This window comes from Bartonella sp. AC10YNML (assembly GCF_042196825.1).
In the GTDB taxonomy this organism is placed as follows: domain Bacteria; phylum Pseudomonadota; class Alphaproteobacteria; order Rhizobiales; family Rhizobiaceae; genus Bartonella.
Genome location: NZ_JBHIRA010000001.1, coordinates 37,576 through 53,308, shown reverse-complemented (window position 1 = coordinate 53,308; position 15,733 = coordinate 37,576). Strand labels below are relative to the sequence as shown.

Genomic DNA, 15,733 nt, shown 5'->3' with positions numbered 1-15,733 from the left:
CATATCAAAAAAGGACACTTTATTTCCTATTAAGAAAGCTTATTTAATAAAAAATAACATCTGTTTTCTATAGGGGGGTACTCTCTTCAAGCTGTTTGAGGTGGTAAATTGTTTCTAAAGCTTGCTTAGGAGAGAGTTCATCAGGATGGATATTTTTTAAAGCTTCGTGAAGAACACAATGTTTGTTTCTTTCTTCATTGACGGGAGATGTTGCTTTAAGAGAAAAGAGGGGTAAATCATCAATGAGTTTATGCCCTTTTCCAGCCATTTCACCTTGTTCTAGTTGATGGAGGACATCTGTCGCTCGTGTAATAACGGCTGGGGGAAGTCCAGCAAGCTTTGCAACTTGTACACCATAGGAACGGTCAGCAGCTCCTGGTATGACCTCATGAAGGAAAACCACATCACCATCCCAATTTTTGACTTTCATGGTTACATTATGCAGTCTATCAAGTTTTTCGGTAAGCGCAGTCATTTCATGAAAATGGGTAGCAAGAATAGCACGACAATGGTTAACTTCATGGAGATATTCAACGGCTGCCCAAGCAATAGATAGTCCATCAAAGGTTGATGTTCCACGTCCTATTTCATCAAGAATAACAAGGGAGTGGTGACTTGCATGGTTGAGAATCGTTGCTGTTTCCACCATTTCCATCATAAAGGTTGAGCGCCCTCGTGCAAGATCATCGGAAGCACCAACACGGCTAAACAGGCGATCAACGACGCCAATATGCGCTGAAGTTGCTGGAACAAAGGACCCCATTTGTGCCATAATAGCAATGAGAGCATTTTGCCGCAAAAAAGTTGATTTTCCTCCCATATTAGGTCCAGTTAAAAGCCAGATTGCTGCATACTGTTGATTTTTTTGTACAGAGAGATCACAATTATTGGCAATAAAGGGTTCTGCGGCTTGTTTGCGGAGTGCTTGCTCGACGACAGGGTGGCGTCCTGCTGTAATATGAAAGGTCAGTGAATGATCAATTTTAGGGCGGCAATATCCTTGTTCTTCAGCAAGATGTGCTAGAGCGACAGAGACATCTAAAATGGCAATTGCTTCAGAGGCTTTACGAATAAAGTCAACTTGTTCGGTAATTTCCTGAACGAGAATATCAAAGATTTCTAATTCAAGCGTCAATGCATGGTTGGCAGCATGGGCAATACGGCTTTCAAGGTCAGCAAGCTCTGTTGTCGTAAAACGCATAGCGTTTGCCATTGTTTGGCGATGAATAAAACGTGCTTTAGCCTGTGGATTATTTGTGAGAGCAGATGCTTGTGTACTGGTTACTTCAATGAAATAGCCTAGAATATTATTATGCTTTATTTTAAGCGTCTTAATATCTGTTTCTTGGGCATATTGCGCTTGAAGTTCAGCGATAACGCGGCGAGATTCGTCACGTAAAGCCCGCATTTCATCGAGCTCTTTATGATAATTGGAGCGAATAAATCCCCCATCACGTTTAAGCAGTGGGAGATCATCAGCTAATGCTTGCTCTAAATGAATGTATAAAGCTGTGGGTAAGTTTGAGAATATCTGCTGTACATCACTTATTTCTTGAGGTAGGAGCTCATTATTAAGGAGTTGATGCAGTTCACGAATGATTTCAAAACCGCGTTGGATTGTCGCCATATCACGGGGGCCTCCTCGTCCAAGAGCCAAACGTGAAACGGCGCGGGGCATATCTGGTCCCCCTTTTAAAATAAGCTTTATCGCTTCTGCAAGAGAAGGATTACGTAGAAAAAAATCGATAGAATCCAAACGCGTATCAATCGCTGAAGGAGTGGTGAGGGGAGCAATAAGGCGGTCAATAAGAAGGCGTGACCCTCCTCCTGTTACAGTGCGATCAATCGCTTTTAATAAACTTCCATCCCGTTGACCTGATGTCGTACGAATAAGTTCAAGGCTTAATCTGGTTGCAGCATCAATAAAAAGAGTCGCACTTTCATTTTGGCGCTCAGGCTGCATGAGGGGAGGACGATGCGTGATTTGTGTTTTTTCGATATAACGAATAGCCGCCACAATTGCAGAGAGTTCGGAACGTGAATAATCGGCAACACCCTCAAGAGTTGAGAGTTTAAAATAATTGCAAATATCGCGTTCAGCGGTGAGTGCATCAAAGAGACAAGCAGGTTGAGGTGAAACGATACGATCAAGAACATTAAAAAGCGATTTGTGAGATTTATCATGAAAAAAGGAATCAGCAACAATGATTTCTTGTGGATCCACACGCATAATATCTGCCAAAAGTTTTTCTTGGCGGCTTTCTGTTACACGAAATATGCCTGTTGAGATATCAATCCAAGAAAGAGCAAACTCTTCTCCATCACTGGTTTTTATACGGGAAAGCGTCATCAAATAATTTGCACGCGTTGGATCAAGGAGTTTTTCTTCTGTTATTGTTCCAGGTGTTACAAGACGAACAACATCACGCCGAACAACAGACTTTGAGCCACGTTTTTTCGCTTCAGCAGGATCTTCTATTTGTTCACAAACAGCAACACGATAACCACAAGCAATGAGTTTTTGCAAATAATCATCTGCCGCATGAACGGGAACACCACACATAGGAATATCTTGTCCTAAATGTTTTCCGCGTGCTGTGAGTGTGATTCCTAAAGCCTGAGCCGCTTCAATTGCATCATTAAAAAATAATTCATAGAAATCCCCCATCCTGTAAAAGAGAAGGGAATCATGATTGATGGCTTTGATTTCTATGTACTGCTCCATCATAGGTGTAAGACGTTCTTGAGAGGAAGCAGATGAGGAGGCAGGCTGTGGAATTAAATTATTTTTATGATTGTTTTTTTTATCCATTTGTACGAGGCCTGTTTCCTTTAAGTGAAGTTTTTACTCTTTTTTGTTTACTTCGATATTTATTTATCTCTAAATTGCAACGTATCATCAGATTTGCTAAGGCAAGAATAGCGATTTCTAACATATGAATCAAATTTAATAACTATACGCATTATCAAGCAAAATTTACACTGTTTTTGGAGAAAATAAAGTGAGATGAAAAAGAGCGAGCAGGATCAGAAAATGTCTCAAACTGTTTACAGTGCGAGCGAAAGAGAAGCTCTAGATTTTCATAGTCGTGGTCGACCAGGAAAGCTTGAGATTGTTGCAACAAAGTCTATGGCAACACAGCATGATTTAGCACTTGCTTATTCACCAGGTGTTGCAGTTCCAGTTAAGGCAATTGCTCAAAATCCAGCACTCGCTTACGATTATACAGCAAAAGGCAATCTTGTTGCTGTTATTTCAAATGGTACAGCTATTTTAGGGTTAGGCAATTTAGGTGCCCTTGCCTCTAAGCCGGTCATGGAAGGCAAAGCAGTGCTGTTTAAGCGTTTTGCGGATATTGATTCCATTGATTTAGAAATTGATATAAATGATACGGAAAGTTTTATCAATTTGGTGCGTCATTTAGAACCTTCTTTTGGTGGAATCAATCTTGAAGACATTAAGGCACCTGAGTGCTTTATGATTGAAAGCCGCCTACGCGAGGTGATGAATATTCCTGTTTTTCACGATGATCAACATGGTACAGCGATTATTGTTGCTGCGGGTGTTCTCAATGCTTTGACTTTAACAGGGCGCGATATGCAAAACACGCGGTTAGTCTGTAATGGTGCTGGTTCTGCTGGGATTGCTTGTATTGAACTGATTAAAGCAATGGGCTTTCGTTCTGAAAATATCATATTATGTGATACAAAGGGCGTGGTCTATGAAGGTCGTAAAGAGGGAATGAATCAGTGGAAATCTGCGCATGCTATTCGAACGGATAAACGTACGCTTATGGAAGCAATGGAAGGAGCAGATATATTTTTCGGGGTTTCTGCTAAAGGTGCTCTTACCCCTGAAATGGTAAAATCCATGGCGCCGCAGCCGATCATTTTTGCTATGGCCAATCCCGATCCAGAAATTACGCCGGAAGAGGTTATGCAAGTGCGTCATGATGCTATTGTTGCAACAGGGCGTTCCGATTATCCAAATCAGATTAATAATGTTCTCTGTTTTCCTTATATATTTCGTGGTGCGCTTGATGTGCGTGCAACAGTTATTAATGAAGACATGAAGATTGCTGCGGCAAGAGCTCTTGCTGATTTAGCGCATGAGGAAGTACCTGACAGCGTTGCAGAAGCTTATCGTGGAAAGCGATTAAAATTTGGTCCTAATTATATCATTCCCGTTCCTTTTGATCCGCGTTTGTTCACAGTTGTTTCAATAGCGGTAGCAAAAGCAGCAATGGAAAGCGGTGTTGCACAAAAGAACATAGATGATTTAGAGGCCTATGAGCGTGATTTAAATGCGAGGCGTGATCCTACTTCTTCGATAATGCGTGGGGTTTATAACCACGTTCGTCAAGCGCCAAAACAAATTGTTTTTGCAGAAGGTGAAGAAGAACAAGTTATGCGGGCAGCCGTTTCTTATGTTCATCAAAAATTAGGACAAGCGATTTTGGTTGGTCGGGAAGAGCAAATAAGAGAAGCAGCTGTTATCGCTGGAATTGATTTGGAGCGTGAAGGTATTTCTATTATAAATGCCAAGCTTTCTTGCCGTACAGATGCTTATGCGAATTATCTTTATAAAAAGATGCAGCGTCAAGGCTGGCTGTTGCGTGACTGTCATCGTCGTATCAATAATGATCGCAATTATTTTGCTGCGTGTATGGTGGCACTAGGAGATGCTGATGCAATGGTTACAGGGGTGACACGCAATTATGAAACAGCGTTGATCGATATACGTCGGGCAATTGATGAAAAACCAAAAGAACGATTGATTGGTATTTCAATGGCCATTTGCCGTGGCCGAACTGTGTTTATTGCCGATACAGCTGTTTATGAAAATCCTAATGCTGAAGAATTTGCTGATATAGCGGAACAAACAGCTTCGTTTGTGCGTGGATTTGGATATCAACCACGGGTAGCATTTTTAGCATTTTCTACGTTTGGCTACATGAAAGGGCAGACGACGCAGCAAATTCAGGATGCAATTAATATTTTGCACGAACGCAAGGTTGATTTTGAGTTTGATGGAGAAATAAGCGCTGATGTGGCGCTCAATTCCAAATTGATGCAGCAATACCCATTTATGGGATTAACAGAGACTGCTAATATTTTAGTTATGCCTGGATATCACGCGTCTTCCATTGCCAGCAAAATGTTACAAGAACTTGGTGAAGCAACCATCATTGGTCCTATTTTAATTGGATTGGAAAAATCTGTCCAAATTGTACCATTTAGTGGAAGCGATACAGATGTTGTCAATATTGCAATGCTTGCGGCTTATCATGCCGAAAAAGTCATCTAAAGGAAAAAAAGCCCCTAATATACCAATAATATATCAAGGGGCTTTTTGATAGCAAAAAAAATAAATTTTTTAAGAGGGCTGTATTTGACTGTCCTTTTGTTCTTCAGAAAGACGCTTTTGGAAGAGTGCTGCAAAATCAATAGGGTCAATCCACAAAGGTGGAAAACCACCACTTTGAGTAGCATCAGATATAATTTGGCGAGCAAATGGAAATAAAAGACGGGGACATTCAATAAAGACCAGTGGCATAACATGTTCTTGTGGAATGTTTTTAAGGTGGAAAACACCACCGTAAATCAGTTCTACATGAAATAAGGTTTCAGTGTCATCATTGGCTTTAACGGAGAGAGACAAAACGACATCATAATTATCATCACCAATTGGGTTAGCATTGACGTTAATATTGATATCAATTTGTGGTGACTTTTCACGTGCACGCAATGAACGAGGAGCACCAGGGTTTTCGAATGATAAATCTTTTAAATATTGAGTTAATACAGCAAAAACCGGCTCTCCACCACTGTTATTCATTTCACCTTCGGCCATACGACGAACCTCTCTCATTATAATATGTATATTTATTTTAGATCTAAAGACCAGATTGGTTATCACGCCTTGCAAAAGGTTGCAAGAAATGCGCTCTTTATCTTGAATATTTTTTTAGTTTGTTACAGATTTTTTAGGCATTTCAATGGTTATCATCATTTTTGCGCCATGGAGATTCTGTCGTATCATGAATTGTGTAATCTTCTGCGTTAAGGTCAATTATTTTTTCAGAGTCATTTTTTCTTTTAGTATTTTGATTCATTTTGTTTTTTAATGATGAAAAGAAATGCCAAACAACAGAGCGAATTGGTTTAATAAGAAGTAATATTCCCAAGAGATCAGTTATAAAGCCGGGAAGAATAAGTAAAATCGCACTGAACATAATGAAAGCATCATTGATAATATTATTTTCTAATGTGCGTCCTTGGATAAGTTCAGTTTGTATGTTTTTTAAAAGGCTAATCCCTTGAATTCGCAATAAAACAACCCCAACTATGGTTGTGAGAATAACCAGACTCAAGGTTGCTAAAATACCAATTTCTTGACCAACAAAGATAAAACCAGCAATCTCGATTAAAAGAATGCAAAGAAAGATAACAACAAAAAAACGAGGATTTATAGAATAAAGTTTTATCACATGAAAATTTCCTTCTGGATGAGTAGGGGGAGAAATTCTTAAGAGAACTCCGTTTAAATATAAAATCTATAAAAATATTTGAATGATAAGATTCCTTATTTTACATATTTATTGATAAATGGTATTGACTGCAATGTTTATTAGAGACTTAATCTTTGGAGATTGACAGCGCCTATGGAATTTGACGTTATACTTGTCATCGCTCTTGTTATTATGGTTGTTATTTTTGTGCAACTCCGTAATGTATTAGGGAAACGAATTGGGTTTGAAAAGCCACCCTTTGATCCTTATTCACGACGTTCTAAAAAACAAGATGAGACAGAAACGACAGATAATATTGTTTCGTTCCCTCATCAGAAAAATTCAGAAAAAGGCAATTTTAGTGAAATTGATGAAATTGCACCAGAGGGAAGTATTTTGAATAAAAATTTGCGAGCACTGCGTAAAATTGACCCGCATTTTTCTCCTCAATTTTTTATAAAAGGTGCACAAATTGCTTATGAAATGATTGTAACAGCTTTTGCCAAAGGTGATCGCAGTCAACTAAAAAGCTTGCTTTGTCAGAATGTTTTTGAAAACTTTTGTACAGCGATTGAACAACGAGAAAAAAACAAAGAAAGAATAGAGTTTACTTTTGTTGGAATTAATAAGATCGAGTTTGTCTCGGCGGCAATACAAGAAAAAGACGAACTTTTAACGATACGTATTGTCAGTGAGATGATTTCTGTTACTTATAATGAACAGGGCGAGCGTATAGACGGTGATCCTGATGCTATTGTAGAAATCAGGGATATTTGGACTTTTGTTCGCAATAGTTTATCATCAGATCCCAACTGGAAGCTTTTTGCTACAGAAAATGAAAATTAAAATACTTTTTGTTTTTCTTCCATAAGCATTCAATGATTTATGAGAAATTAAAATGTCCTCAAATAAATGGAGACAAAAAAGAGATTTATTGGCTTCACAAGATCGCCTTTTATGGGAGATGGTTTGTCGTACGATAACACCGCTTCATGGTAAGATTCTCTCTTCTACTTCAGAAACTATTGCAAATATTAATGATAAAAAACAGCCTGTAACTCAAATCTCCTTATTGTCTCAGGAAAATCAACAACCCTCGACAATTATTAAAAGAGAAAAGAGGGCAGTTACACAAGCACAAAAGGATCATTTCTTTGATCATGTTGCACATCGTAAAATTTCCCAAGGTCGTTATCCTCTTGAGGCGCGTCTTGATCTCCACGGTTATATGCAGGAAGAAGCTTATTTTTTCTTAAAAAAATTTTTACAATCCTCTCAGCAGAGAGGATTGCGTTATGTTCTTGTGATTACAGGAAAAGGACGATCCGTTGGGAGCGATGGAGCTTTGTATAGATTTGTTCCGTATTGGTTATCAACACCAGCTTTTCGATATTATGTCCATGCGTTTGAAAAAGCAGCGCGTCAACATGGCGGTGAAGGTGCGCTTTATGTTTGGTTGCGCCGTTCCGTATTGTGAAAAGCAATGTGATGTTATTGTGGTCGTTTTAGGTTCAATATTGATTTTATAAGATATCGTATATTACAGGTTATAGAAAAGACGTGATAATATACTGATTAATAATGATAATTAATTATTTTCATATATTGCGCAAAAGCCTTAAATACAATATCCCTTTATTTTTTAATTTTCTTATAAAGGCTTATAAAGACCATTGTTTTACACTCTCTCATTGCCTCATGCTTTTGTTTTTACAGATTTAATGTGATAACAGCACTCACGAAAAACAGAATGTTTCAGGCAGAACATACTTATACTACATATTCACATGCTTATTAAAAAAATATCTCCTAATATTTTCAAATTCATTTTATGGAAGGGCGTGTAAAAAGTAATCTCCGTGAGGTGTACAAAATTCATTGTACACCACCATCTTTACACTTACATATAAAGTGCAAGGTTGGATATTCTAACGTGATTTACCACTTCCCAATATGGCGATAGCCCTTGAATCCTCCTTAGTACTTGAGAAAGTTTATAAGCGGTGTGTCTTTCTTTAAGTGTTTTTACTCTACACGGCTCTCGTCTCGTTTGTGATGTGCAAACGAAAGATTTTTATTAATTCAATATAAGAAGACTTAAAATGAGAGAGTCTTATCATATTTGCGGATCTAATTCAGGATGTAAAATGATAAATTGTTTTATAAATCAATGCATTAATCTATTAAGTATATGAAAAATAAAAACATGAGAAATTAAGAAACTACGTTCTTCAAAAGATATTGCTACTATGGATAGTTTTAAAAACTGTATAACTGAATTAAAGAGAATCGTGAAAATAAACAACAATAGACATTTTACAACACATAGCCACACACTCGCATCAAAAGATACAATTTACGATGAATGCTTTCATGAAGAAATTTTTTCATTCATTAAAGAACAAATTTCTTTCTCATAATAATTCAATAATTAAAATTTAATAACGAAGCGCAGAAGGCGTAGAATACGAGATTCAATCGGAGGATATTACACTCTTATCCGACGTCTTTCAGATATTGGTTGAAATGCTAGCTTAGCGTGAAAGGCACAATAAGGGCTATTTTCATCAGAATCTGCACCACAAAAATGAAAATCTGCTGATAATGGATCGCCAACCGGCCATCTACATGTATTTTCACTCAATTGTAGAAGATTAAGTTGACGTGATATAGGCACAACTACATTGGATTTTGTGGATATATCAACTTCTTTTACATCTTCCACTACAAATTCTGTCTTTAAAGCGGTTTCTTCAATACTTACAGCTGATGTGTTTATTGGCGATACCGTGGATGTGTTGCGACGCACACGTGGAGATGATGGGCTGCTGCTTCCCACGGGAGTTTTTTGCGCACGCGTGCTTCCTTGTGCTGTCTTACCACGTCCTGGTAACTTTAATCGATGTACTTTGCCGATGACTGCATTTCTGCTGACCCCACCTAATTGAGCAGCAATTTGACTTGCACTTAATCCTTCACTCCAAAGCTTTTTAAGAAGCTCAACGCGTTCACATGTCCAACCCATACCAGCACTCCATTCCGATTACGTCACTAAGATGCTCTCCCCCGTTGCATCTTCAAATGTTTAAATAATGTTTTCATTACGCTGAATGAAAGAACTTTACACTCTACGTGAGCATAAAAAAATCATCCAACCTGTGGATTTACAAATCAAAACACATCATCTTGCTTATTATATTGTAAATTACAATATGCACTCACTCTATGACAAGAGTCTTTACCTCTTGAAGAGTTTATTTAGAATGTTTTCCCCAACTTGCAAATCAATCATAGGTTAAACTTTCATTTTTGTTTAAGGTTTTTTCCAAAATGCTTATTTGTAGAACCTTCATTGACTTTTTTTCAATTGGTGTAATGATCTATTCCATAGGTGTAATCATTAATCGCAATGAAAGTTGAAAGCACCGTAACGAAATGTACCATGTTGTTTTATTTATAGTGTCGCTTTGTATATATATTGAAAAGGTTAAAATATAAAGGAAATTATGATGGACACCATCTCTGTACAACCACTTTATGAATGCTTCGCACGACGAAATTTGCATTTTGAACAAGGGCATGGTGTATGGCTTATTTCCGATAAAGGAGAACATTATCTTGATTTCACATCTGGCATTGCTGTTAATGCATTAGGGTATTCACATCCAAAATTGGTTGATACACTCAAAATACAAGCTGAAAAGCTTTGGCATGTTTCCAATCTTTTTCAATCTCCTGAACAAGCAGCTCTTGCTACGCGGCTTTGTGCAAATAGTTTTGCAGATAAGGTTTTTTTCTGCAATTCAGGCACTGAAGCATTAGAATGCGCATTTAAAACAGCGCGTCATTATTACTATGCCGCTGGTCATTCAACACGCATTGAAATAATTACTTTTGAAGGGGCATTTCATGGACGTACACTTGCAGCACTTGCTGCGACTGGGCATGAAAAATATCTTGAAGGCTTTGGACCTAAAGCTGGTGGATTTATTCAAGTCCCTTTTTGTGATGAAACCGCTTTGCGTAACGTTATTAATAAAAATACCGCCGCTATTCTTATTGAACCTATTCAAGGAGAAGGAGGAATACGAACGGTCCCTCATGAATATTTAAGATTTTTGCGCAAAATATGCGATGATAATGGTCTGTTATTGATTTTAGATGAAGTCCAAACGGGTGTAGGACGAACAGGAAAGCTTTTTGCCTATGAATGGAGTGATGTCACGCCTGATATTCTTACCCTTGCAAAAGGACTAGGAGGTGGATTTCCATTAGGTGCTTGCCTTGCAACGGATAAAGTTGCAAAAAGTATGACACCTGGGACGCATGGATCAACCTTTGGAGGCAATTTGCTTGGAATGGCTGTAGGAAATAGTATTCTTGATATTTTGTTAGAGCCAAGTTTTCTCAACCATGTTCAGCGTATGGGGGATAAATTAAAAAATGGACTTTTGCACATTCTCAATATCTATCCTGATATTATCTGCGCTGTTCAGGGGATGGGGCTTATGATGGGCATTCAGTGTGTTGTGCCTTCAAATCTCGTTGTTAATGCCTTGGAAAGTGAATATCTCTTAAGTGTTGCTGCCAACAATAACGTTGTGCGCTTATTGCCTCCTCTTATTATCAAGGAAGAAGAAATAGATGAAAGTTTGCGTCGTATTGAAAAAGCAATTTCTTATCTTTCGAAAATAAATAAGGACAGACAAATATCACACACATGACAAATGCTCTTCGTCATTTCACGGATTTATCCATTTTAACGCCAGCAATGGCACGTGCATTAATCGATTATGCAAAAATCCTTAAAGCATCTTTTAAAGCAGGAAAAGGTTCAAAACCTTTTATAGGTAAAACGCTCGCGATGATTTTTGAAAAACCATCCACACGAACCCGTATTTCATTCGATATCAGTATGCGCCAGCTTGGGGGAGATACAATCATGCTCACGGGCTCAGAGATGCAGCTTGGTCACAGTGAAACTATAGCTGACACGGCTCGAGTTTTATCCCGTTTTGTGGATATCGTGATATTACGAACAACAAAACATCAACGTATGCTCGAATTGGCACAATATGCACAAATTCCTGTCATTAATGCCCTTACAGATGATACACATCCTTGCCAAATTTTAGCAGATATCTTAACCTATGAGGAACATAGAGGGCCAATTGCTGGCAAAATATTTGCATGGATGGGAGATGGTAATAATGTGCTCCATTCCTTAATTGAAGCTGCAGCTCTTTTTGGTTTTCATTTGCGTGTTGCCACACCAAAGGGCAGTGAACCACAAGAACAATTTGTACATTGGGCACGTGAGCGGGGAGCGCATCTTATGCTAACCCATAATCCCCAAGAAGCGGCTCAAGATGCTGATTGTATTATGACCGATACATGGGTCTCCATGGGACAAGAGTTTCGTGCTCGCAGTCATTCTATTTTTCAGCCTTATCAAGTAAATGAAGCTCTCATGAAATTAGCAAAACCGGATGCTCTTTTTATGCATTGTCTTCCTGCTCATCGTGGTGAAGAAGTGGTTGATTCTGTGATTGATGGACCGCACTCCGTTGTCTTCGATGAGGCTGAAAATCGTCTTCATGCTCAAAAAGCAATTCTTTCTTGGTGTTTACAAGATGCATTTTTCTCTCCACAATAGCCTCCCTACAACAAATTATATAAAAAAGGTAAAGCTATGAGTGAACAAGCTAAGGATGAAGCCTCTCTCAACAACAACTTCTTGCATGAAGATGATAGTGTTATTCCCTTTCAAGTTGAAGAACTTGATATCCGTGGACGTGCCGTACAACTTGGGGAAACTTTAAATTCTATTCTCACAAGACATCAATACCCTGAACCGGTTTCTTATCTTCTAGCAGAAGCTTTACTTTTAACGGTTCTGATTGGAACTTCTCTAAAACTTACGGGAAAATTTATTCTACAAACCCATTCCGATGGACCGGTTAATATGTTGGTGTGCGATTTTTCGCCTCCTTCCAGTTTACGTGGATATGCTCGTTTTGATAAGGAACAGCTTAAACAAGCCATAGACAATGGTCAAACCTCTTCAGAAATACTTTTAGGAAAAGGAACTTTAGCTTTCACAATTGATCAAGGTCCCCACATGCAACCCTATCAAGGGATAGTTGCATTAGAGGGATCAAATTTACAAGAAGCTTCTCGTATTTATTTTGATCAATCAGAGCAAATTCCTACCGATATTCGTTTGGCTGTTGCCATATTAATTAATCGTGATCAACAAGGAAAACCGCAGAAAAGTTGGCGAGCTGGAGGTATTTTGACCCAACTTTTACCCCAAGAATCGTCTCATCATAAAATAGATGCTCCTCATCAAAAGCGAGAAGAAACGAAAACTCATACCCAATTGGATAACCAATGGCAGGAAGCTAAAATACTCATGAAAACGATTGAAAGTTCAGAATTAACAGATCCCCAAGTGGGTAGTAAACAGTTATTGTTTCGTCTTTTTCATGAACAAGGTGTTAGAGTTTTTAATTCTTTTTCTCTTGTCGATCAATGTTCTTGTTCATGCGAAAAAATTAAAGGAATCCTAGAAGGATTTCCTATTGATGAACGCAATAAAATGGTTAAAGATAACCATATTTCAGTCACATGTGAATTTTGCTCAAAAACGTATCGTTTTACACCGCAAGAATTTCTAGAAGAAAAAACATAATCAAATATTTTTCATAAAAAATGATGATTGCAACAAAAGCCTATTTTATTTGCGTCATAAAAGTTTACGCATAAGCTCATATGAACTTCTAGAATATTTCTTGTTTTAGAGTTTTTTTAGTGTATACGAGTGATCTTTCTGTTGAAATCAGTAATTATGTCATAGAGTGCTTAAAAAAGAGTTCTCTGTAAAATATATTTCCTCTTCTCGAAAAAGCTTCTTTTGTACTTTTTACATCTCAAAAGTTTATTTCTTACAATGAATTCTTTTATAATGTTCATTGATAAATTGATTATGTACTCATAACTTATCTTCTCTGTTAAATGAGACTTTTTGATTGTAGTCATATTTTCTTACTCGAATTTATCTTATTAAGACTCAATAAAGCTTATTAGTTATAATCATAAGGGAAATTATCGAGAGAATAAGAATGTATAGATTCAATATAGGCTTTATGGAGTCTATTACGAACAGATAAGTGTAATGGGAATAAATATAACAATGACGCTGCAAAAAAGCAGATTTATTATTTTATAAAGATGAGAATAGTGGTGAAGTCCCCTCATAACAATGTGTATTTCAGATAAAAAAGCGGAGAAAAAATACTATATGATTTTGAAAACAATAGTTTGTTGCTGTCACTAAGCTAACGATGGTTCTATAGCAATATTGTTTTGTCCAAATAATCAAAACTAAAGCTCCCAAACAGATATTTAATCGCTAAGGAAAAATGAAAACTACTTAAAATTTTTGTCATATTTTGGAGGTTTGTTCTACAGATATTTCTTTACATATGTTTTTGAATCAACAATGATAATACTCTTGTCAAATTTTTCTAAGAAGAATAAGTGGCCGTATAAATAAAATAGCAATACATAGCATGATAAAACGTTATGTTTTTACAAACCTCCATTATTTTTCTTCTGTCATAATCGCTTGTTCAATTTTTGGTAGAATTTTTTTTTGATAAATTTGCCATGTTAAGGGACCAACATGTTTGGCAATAATAATACTCTCTTTATTCAAGAGAAAGGTTTCTGGTGGTCCATACACCCCCCAGTCAATAGCTGTATATCCTGAATCATCAAAGCCAATAAATTTAAAAGGATTACCAAAACTGTTTAAAAAGCGCAGGGCATTTGCTTTGTTATCTTTATAATTAATGCCAATTAGATCAAAACGTTTATCTTGTGCAATTTTCATAAGAAGAGGATGCTCTTCGCGACAGGGTAAACACCAAGAACCCCAAAAATTGACCAATGTGACACGTCCTTTAAACTGTTTTGAATTGAGATAACTTTCTTTATCAAGAAGAGGAAGATAAATATTGGGAGCAGGTTTTTCAGCTAATGCGTTTGGGAGAAGAGAAGAATCTTGAAGGTGTTTTTTATCCATAAAGTTGAAAAAAAACATCATGAGAAGAAGAAAAAGCACAAATGGTCCAAAAAAAACAAGCAGAACAGGCAAAGATATATTTTTTTTAAGTTTTGGAGGGATGTTTTTCATTATACTTTATCTTTTTGTGACAGCTCTTTTTTGTTTAGCTGTTGGAGAATTTTTTTTTGGTAGAGGGCTTTGCAAAGAATATATCCAATAAGACATAAGAGGGATATTGCAGAAAGCACATAGCTTAAAACAACAATTTGCTCGTGTTTAAGGGTGCTCAGGAAAAAATCAATTTTCTGAGATAGATTTCCTAAAAGTCCGCTGTGGATGCCATTTAGGTCGAGCATAATGAAGCGCCTATTGTTGTGCACGACGGGATTTTTTTATCTGAAGTATTTGGATATAACGATGATTGATTTCATTTCGCATAGCCATCAAATAGAGCGTAATAAACATAAAGATGAAACAAAAGAGCATTGTTATAAGGGGCCATAACATAGCATTGTCGATTGTTGGTCCTCCAGCGCGTAACAATGATGCGGGTTGATGCAATGTATTCCACCAATTAACAGAAAATTTAATAATAGGGATATTAACAAATCCAACAAGTGTAAGAATTGCAGTAGCGCGCGCGGCTTTTATTGGGTTGTCGAAAGCTCGTCCAAGCAGGATAATAGCAAGATAGATAAAAAGCAGAATTAAAACTGATGTTAACCGAGCATCCCAGACCCACCATGTTCCCCATGTAGGTCGTCCCCAAAGTGCTCCTGTCATAAGAGCCAAGACGGTGAAAATTGCTCCAATGGGCGCCCCACATTTGAGTGCCACATCAGCAAGATGATATTTCCAAATCAAATTTCCTAATGCCGCGGCACTCATCGTTATATAACAGAATGTAGACAACCACGCAAAGGGTACATGAAGGTACATAATCTTAACAGTAATCCCTTGTTGATAGTCATCAGGGGAATGCATCACAAGAATCAATCCAAAGATAAGAAAACACAATGTTATGCTGGCTAACCAAGGCAAAATCATTTTGCTTATTTTCATGAAATGGGTAAAACTTATAGGGAGTGATCTCATTTTATATGTGCGCATTATTTCATTCATAAAATTCATAATAGGCAGAGTTTTGCTA

General features: G+C 37.4%; 11 protein-coding genes and 2 pseudogenes. 6 read left to right on the top strand and 7 right to left on the bottom strand.

The features are described 5' to 3' along the window. Positions 1 to 67: 67 nt before the first annotated feature. Complete coding sequence (mutS, locus tag ACFINA_RS00220) at positions 68 to 2,812, bottom strand: DNA mismatch repair protein MutS (RefSeq protein WP_375614904.1); 2,745 nt, start codon at positions 2,810 to 2,812, stop codon at positions 68 to 70. Between the two features lie 195 nt (positions 2,813 to 3,007). Here mutS and ACFINA_RS00215 point away from each other — a divergent pair, with 195 nt between their 5' ends. Next, positions 3,008 to 5,308, top strand: coding sequence for an NADP-dependent malic enzyme (locus ACFINA_RS00215; protein ID WP_375606175.1), 2,301 nt, complete (start codon positions 3,008 to 3,010; stop codon positions 5,306 to 5,308). Between the two features lie 69 nt (positions 5,309 to 5,377). Here ACFINA_RS00215 and secB read toward each other — a convergent pair whose 3' ends face one another. Both secB and ACFINA_RS00205 read right to left on the bottom strand, forming a co-directional pair. After that, the gene (secB, locus tag ACFINA_RS00210) at positions 5,378 to 5,854 is read right to left on the bottom strand and encodes a protein-export chaperone SecB (protein ID WP_375606176.1); all 477 of its coding nucleotides are present in this window, start codon (positions 5,852 to 5,854) and stop codon (positions 5,378 to 5,380) included. A gap of 142 nt (positions 5,855 to 5,996) precedes the next feature. After that, a complete protein-coding gene (locus tag ACFINA_RS00205; RefSeq protein WP_375606177.1) occupies positions 5,997 to 6,491 on the bottom strand; it encodes an FxsA family protein in 495 nt (164 codons plus the stop codon). Between the two features lie 174 nt (positions 6,492 to 6,665). Between ACFINA_RS00205 and ACFINA_RS00200 the strand changes: the two genes are divergently transcribed. Further along, positions 6,666 to 7,358, top strand: a complete 693-nt coding sequence (locus tag ACFINA_RS00200) for a Tim44/TimA family putative adaptor protein (protein WP_375606178.1) — start codon at positions 6,666 to 6,668, stop codon at positions 7,356 to 7,358. 52 nt (positions 7,359 to 7,410) lie between these two features. Further along, positions 7,411 to 7,989 (top strand): Smr/MutS family protein, encoded by a 579-nt coding sequence (locus tag ACFINA_RS00195; RefSeq protein WP_375614903.1) that lies wholly within the window; start codon positions 7,411 to 7,413, stop codon positions 7,987 to 7,989. A 1,011-nt stretch (positions 7,990 to 9,000) separates the two neighbouring features. Here the strand turns inward: ACFINA_RS00195 and ACFINA_RS00190 are convergent. Further along, positions 9,001 to 9,537, bottom strand: a complete 537-nt coding sequence (locus ACFINA_RS00190) for a GcrA family cell cycle regulator (RefSeq protein WP_375614902.1) — start codon at positions 9,535 to 9,537, stop codon at positions 9,001 to 9,003. A gap of 484 nt (positions 9,538 to 10,021) precedes the next feature. Here ACFINA_RS00190 and ACFINA_RS00185 point away from each other — a divergent pair, with 484 nt between their 5' ends. Genes ACFINA_RS00185 through ACFINA_RS00175 form a run of 3 tightly spaced genes read left to right on the top strand, consistent with a single transcriptional unit; the run spans position 10,022 to position 13,206 of the window. Beyond that, positions 10,022 to 11,236 (top strand): aspartate aminotransferase family protein, encoded by a 1,215-nt coding sequence (locus ACFINA_RS00185; RefSeq protein ID WP_375606227.1) that lies wholly within the window; start codon positions 10,022 to 10,024, stop codon positions 11,234 to 11,236. Then, positions 11,233 to 12,168, top strand: coding sequence for an ornithine carbamoyltransferase (gene argF, locus ACFINA_RS00180; protein ID WP_375607862.1), 936 nt, complete (start codon positions 11,233 to 11,235; stop codon positions 12,166 to 12,168). Before ACFINA_RS00185 ends, argF begins: the two co-directional genes overlap by 4 nt. Positions 12,169 to 12,204: 36 nt before the next feature. Beyond that, on the top strand, positions 12,205 to 13,206 hold the full coding sequence (locus ACFINA_RS00175) for an Hsp33 family molecular chaperone (RefSeq protein WP_375614901.1): 1,002 nt from the start codon (positions 12,205 to 12,207) through the stop codon (positions 13,204 to 13,206). 912 nt (positions 13,207 to 14,118) lie between these two features. On the opposite strand, the gene ACFINA_RS00170 is transcribed toward ACFINA_RS00175, so the two are convergent. From ACFINA_RS00170 to ACFINA_RS00160, 3 genes and pseudogenes are all read right to left on the bottom strand, one after another. Then, the gene (locus ACFINA_RS00170) at positions 14,119 to 14,712 is read right to left on the bottom strand and encodes a DsbE family thiol:disulfide interchange protein (RefSeq protein WP_375606183.1); all 594 of its coding nucleotides are present in this window, start codon (positions 14,710 to 14,712) and stop codon (positions 14,119 to 14,121) included. Beyond that, positions 14,687 to 14,939, bottom strand: a pseudogene (locus ACFINA_RS00165) (hypothetical protein). The gene ACFINA_RS00170 and the pseudogene ACFINA_RS00165 overlap by 26 nt, the downstream one beginning before the upstream one ends. Then, a pseudogene (locus ACFINA_RS00160) lies at positions 14,927 to 15,705 on the bottom strand (heme ABC transporter permease). The pseudogenes ACFINA_RS00165 and ACFINA_RS00160 overlap by 13 nt, the downstream one beginning before the upstream one ends. Positions 15,706 to 15,733: the final 28 nt, after the last annotated feature.

Coding starts and splice junctions, on each gene's coding strand:
- mutS (WP_375614904.1), bottom strand. CDS start 2,812: ATGGATAAAAAAAACAATCATAAAAATAATTTAATTCCACAGCCTGCC.
- ACFINA_RS00215 (WP_375606175.1), top strand. CDS start 3,008: ATGAAAAAGAGCGAGCAGGATCAGAAAATGTCTCAAACTGTTTACAGT.
- secB (WP_375606176.1), bottom strand. CDS start 5,854: ATGGCCGAAGGTGAAATGAATAACAGTGGTGGAGAGCCGGTTTTTGCT.
- ACFINA_RS00200 (WP_375606178.1), top strand. CDS start 6,666: ATGGAATTTGACGTTATACTTGTCATCGCTCTTGTTATTATGGTTGTT.
- ACFINA_RS00195 (WP_375614903.1), top strand. CDS start 7,411: ATGTCCTCAAATAAATGGAGACAAAAAAGAGATTTATTGGCTTCACAA.
- ACFINA_RS00190 (WP_375614902.1), bottom strand. CDS start 9,537: ATGGGTTGGACATGTGAACGCGTTGAGCTTCTTAAAAAGCTTTGGAGT.
- ACFINA_RS00185 (WP_375606227.1), top strand. CDS start 10,022: ATGGACACCATCTCTGTACAACCACTTTATGAATGCTTCGCACGACGA.
- argF (WP_375607862.1), top strand. CDS start 11,233: ATGACAAATGCTCTTCGTCATTTCACGGATTTATCCATTTTAACGCCA.
- ACFINA_RS00175 (WP_375614901.1), top strand. CDS start 12,205: ATGAGTGAACAAGCTAAGGATGAAGCCTCTCTCAACAACAACTTCTTG.
- ACFINA_RS00170 (WP_375606183.1), bottom strand. CDS start 14,712: ATGAAAAACATCCCTCCAAAACTTAAAAAAAATATATCTTTGCCTGTT.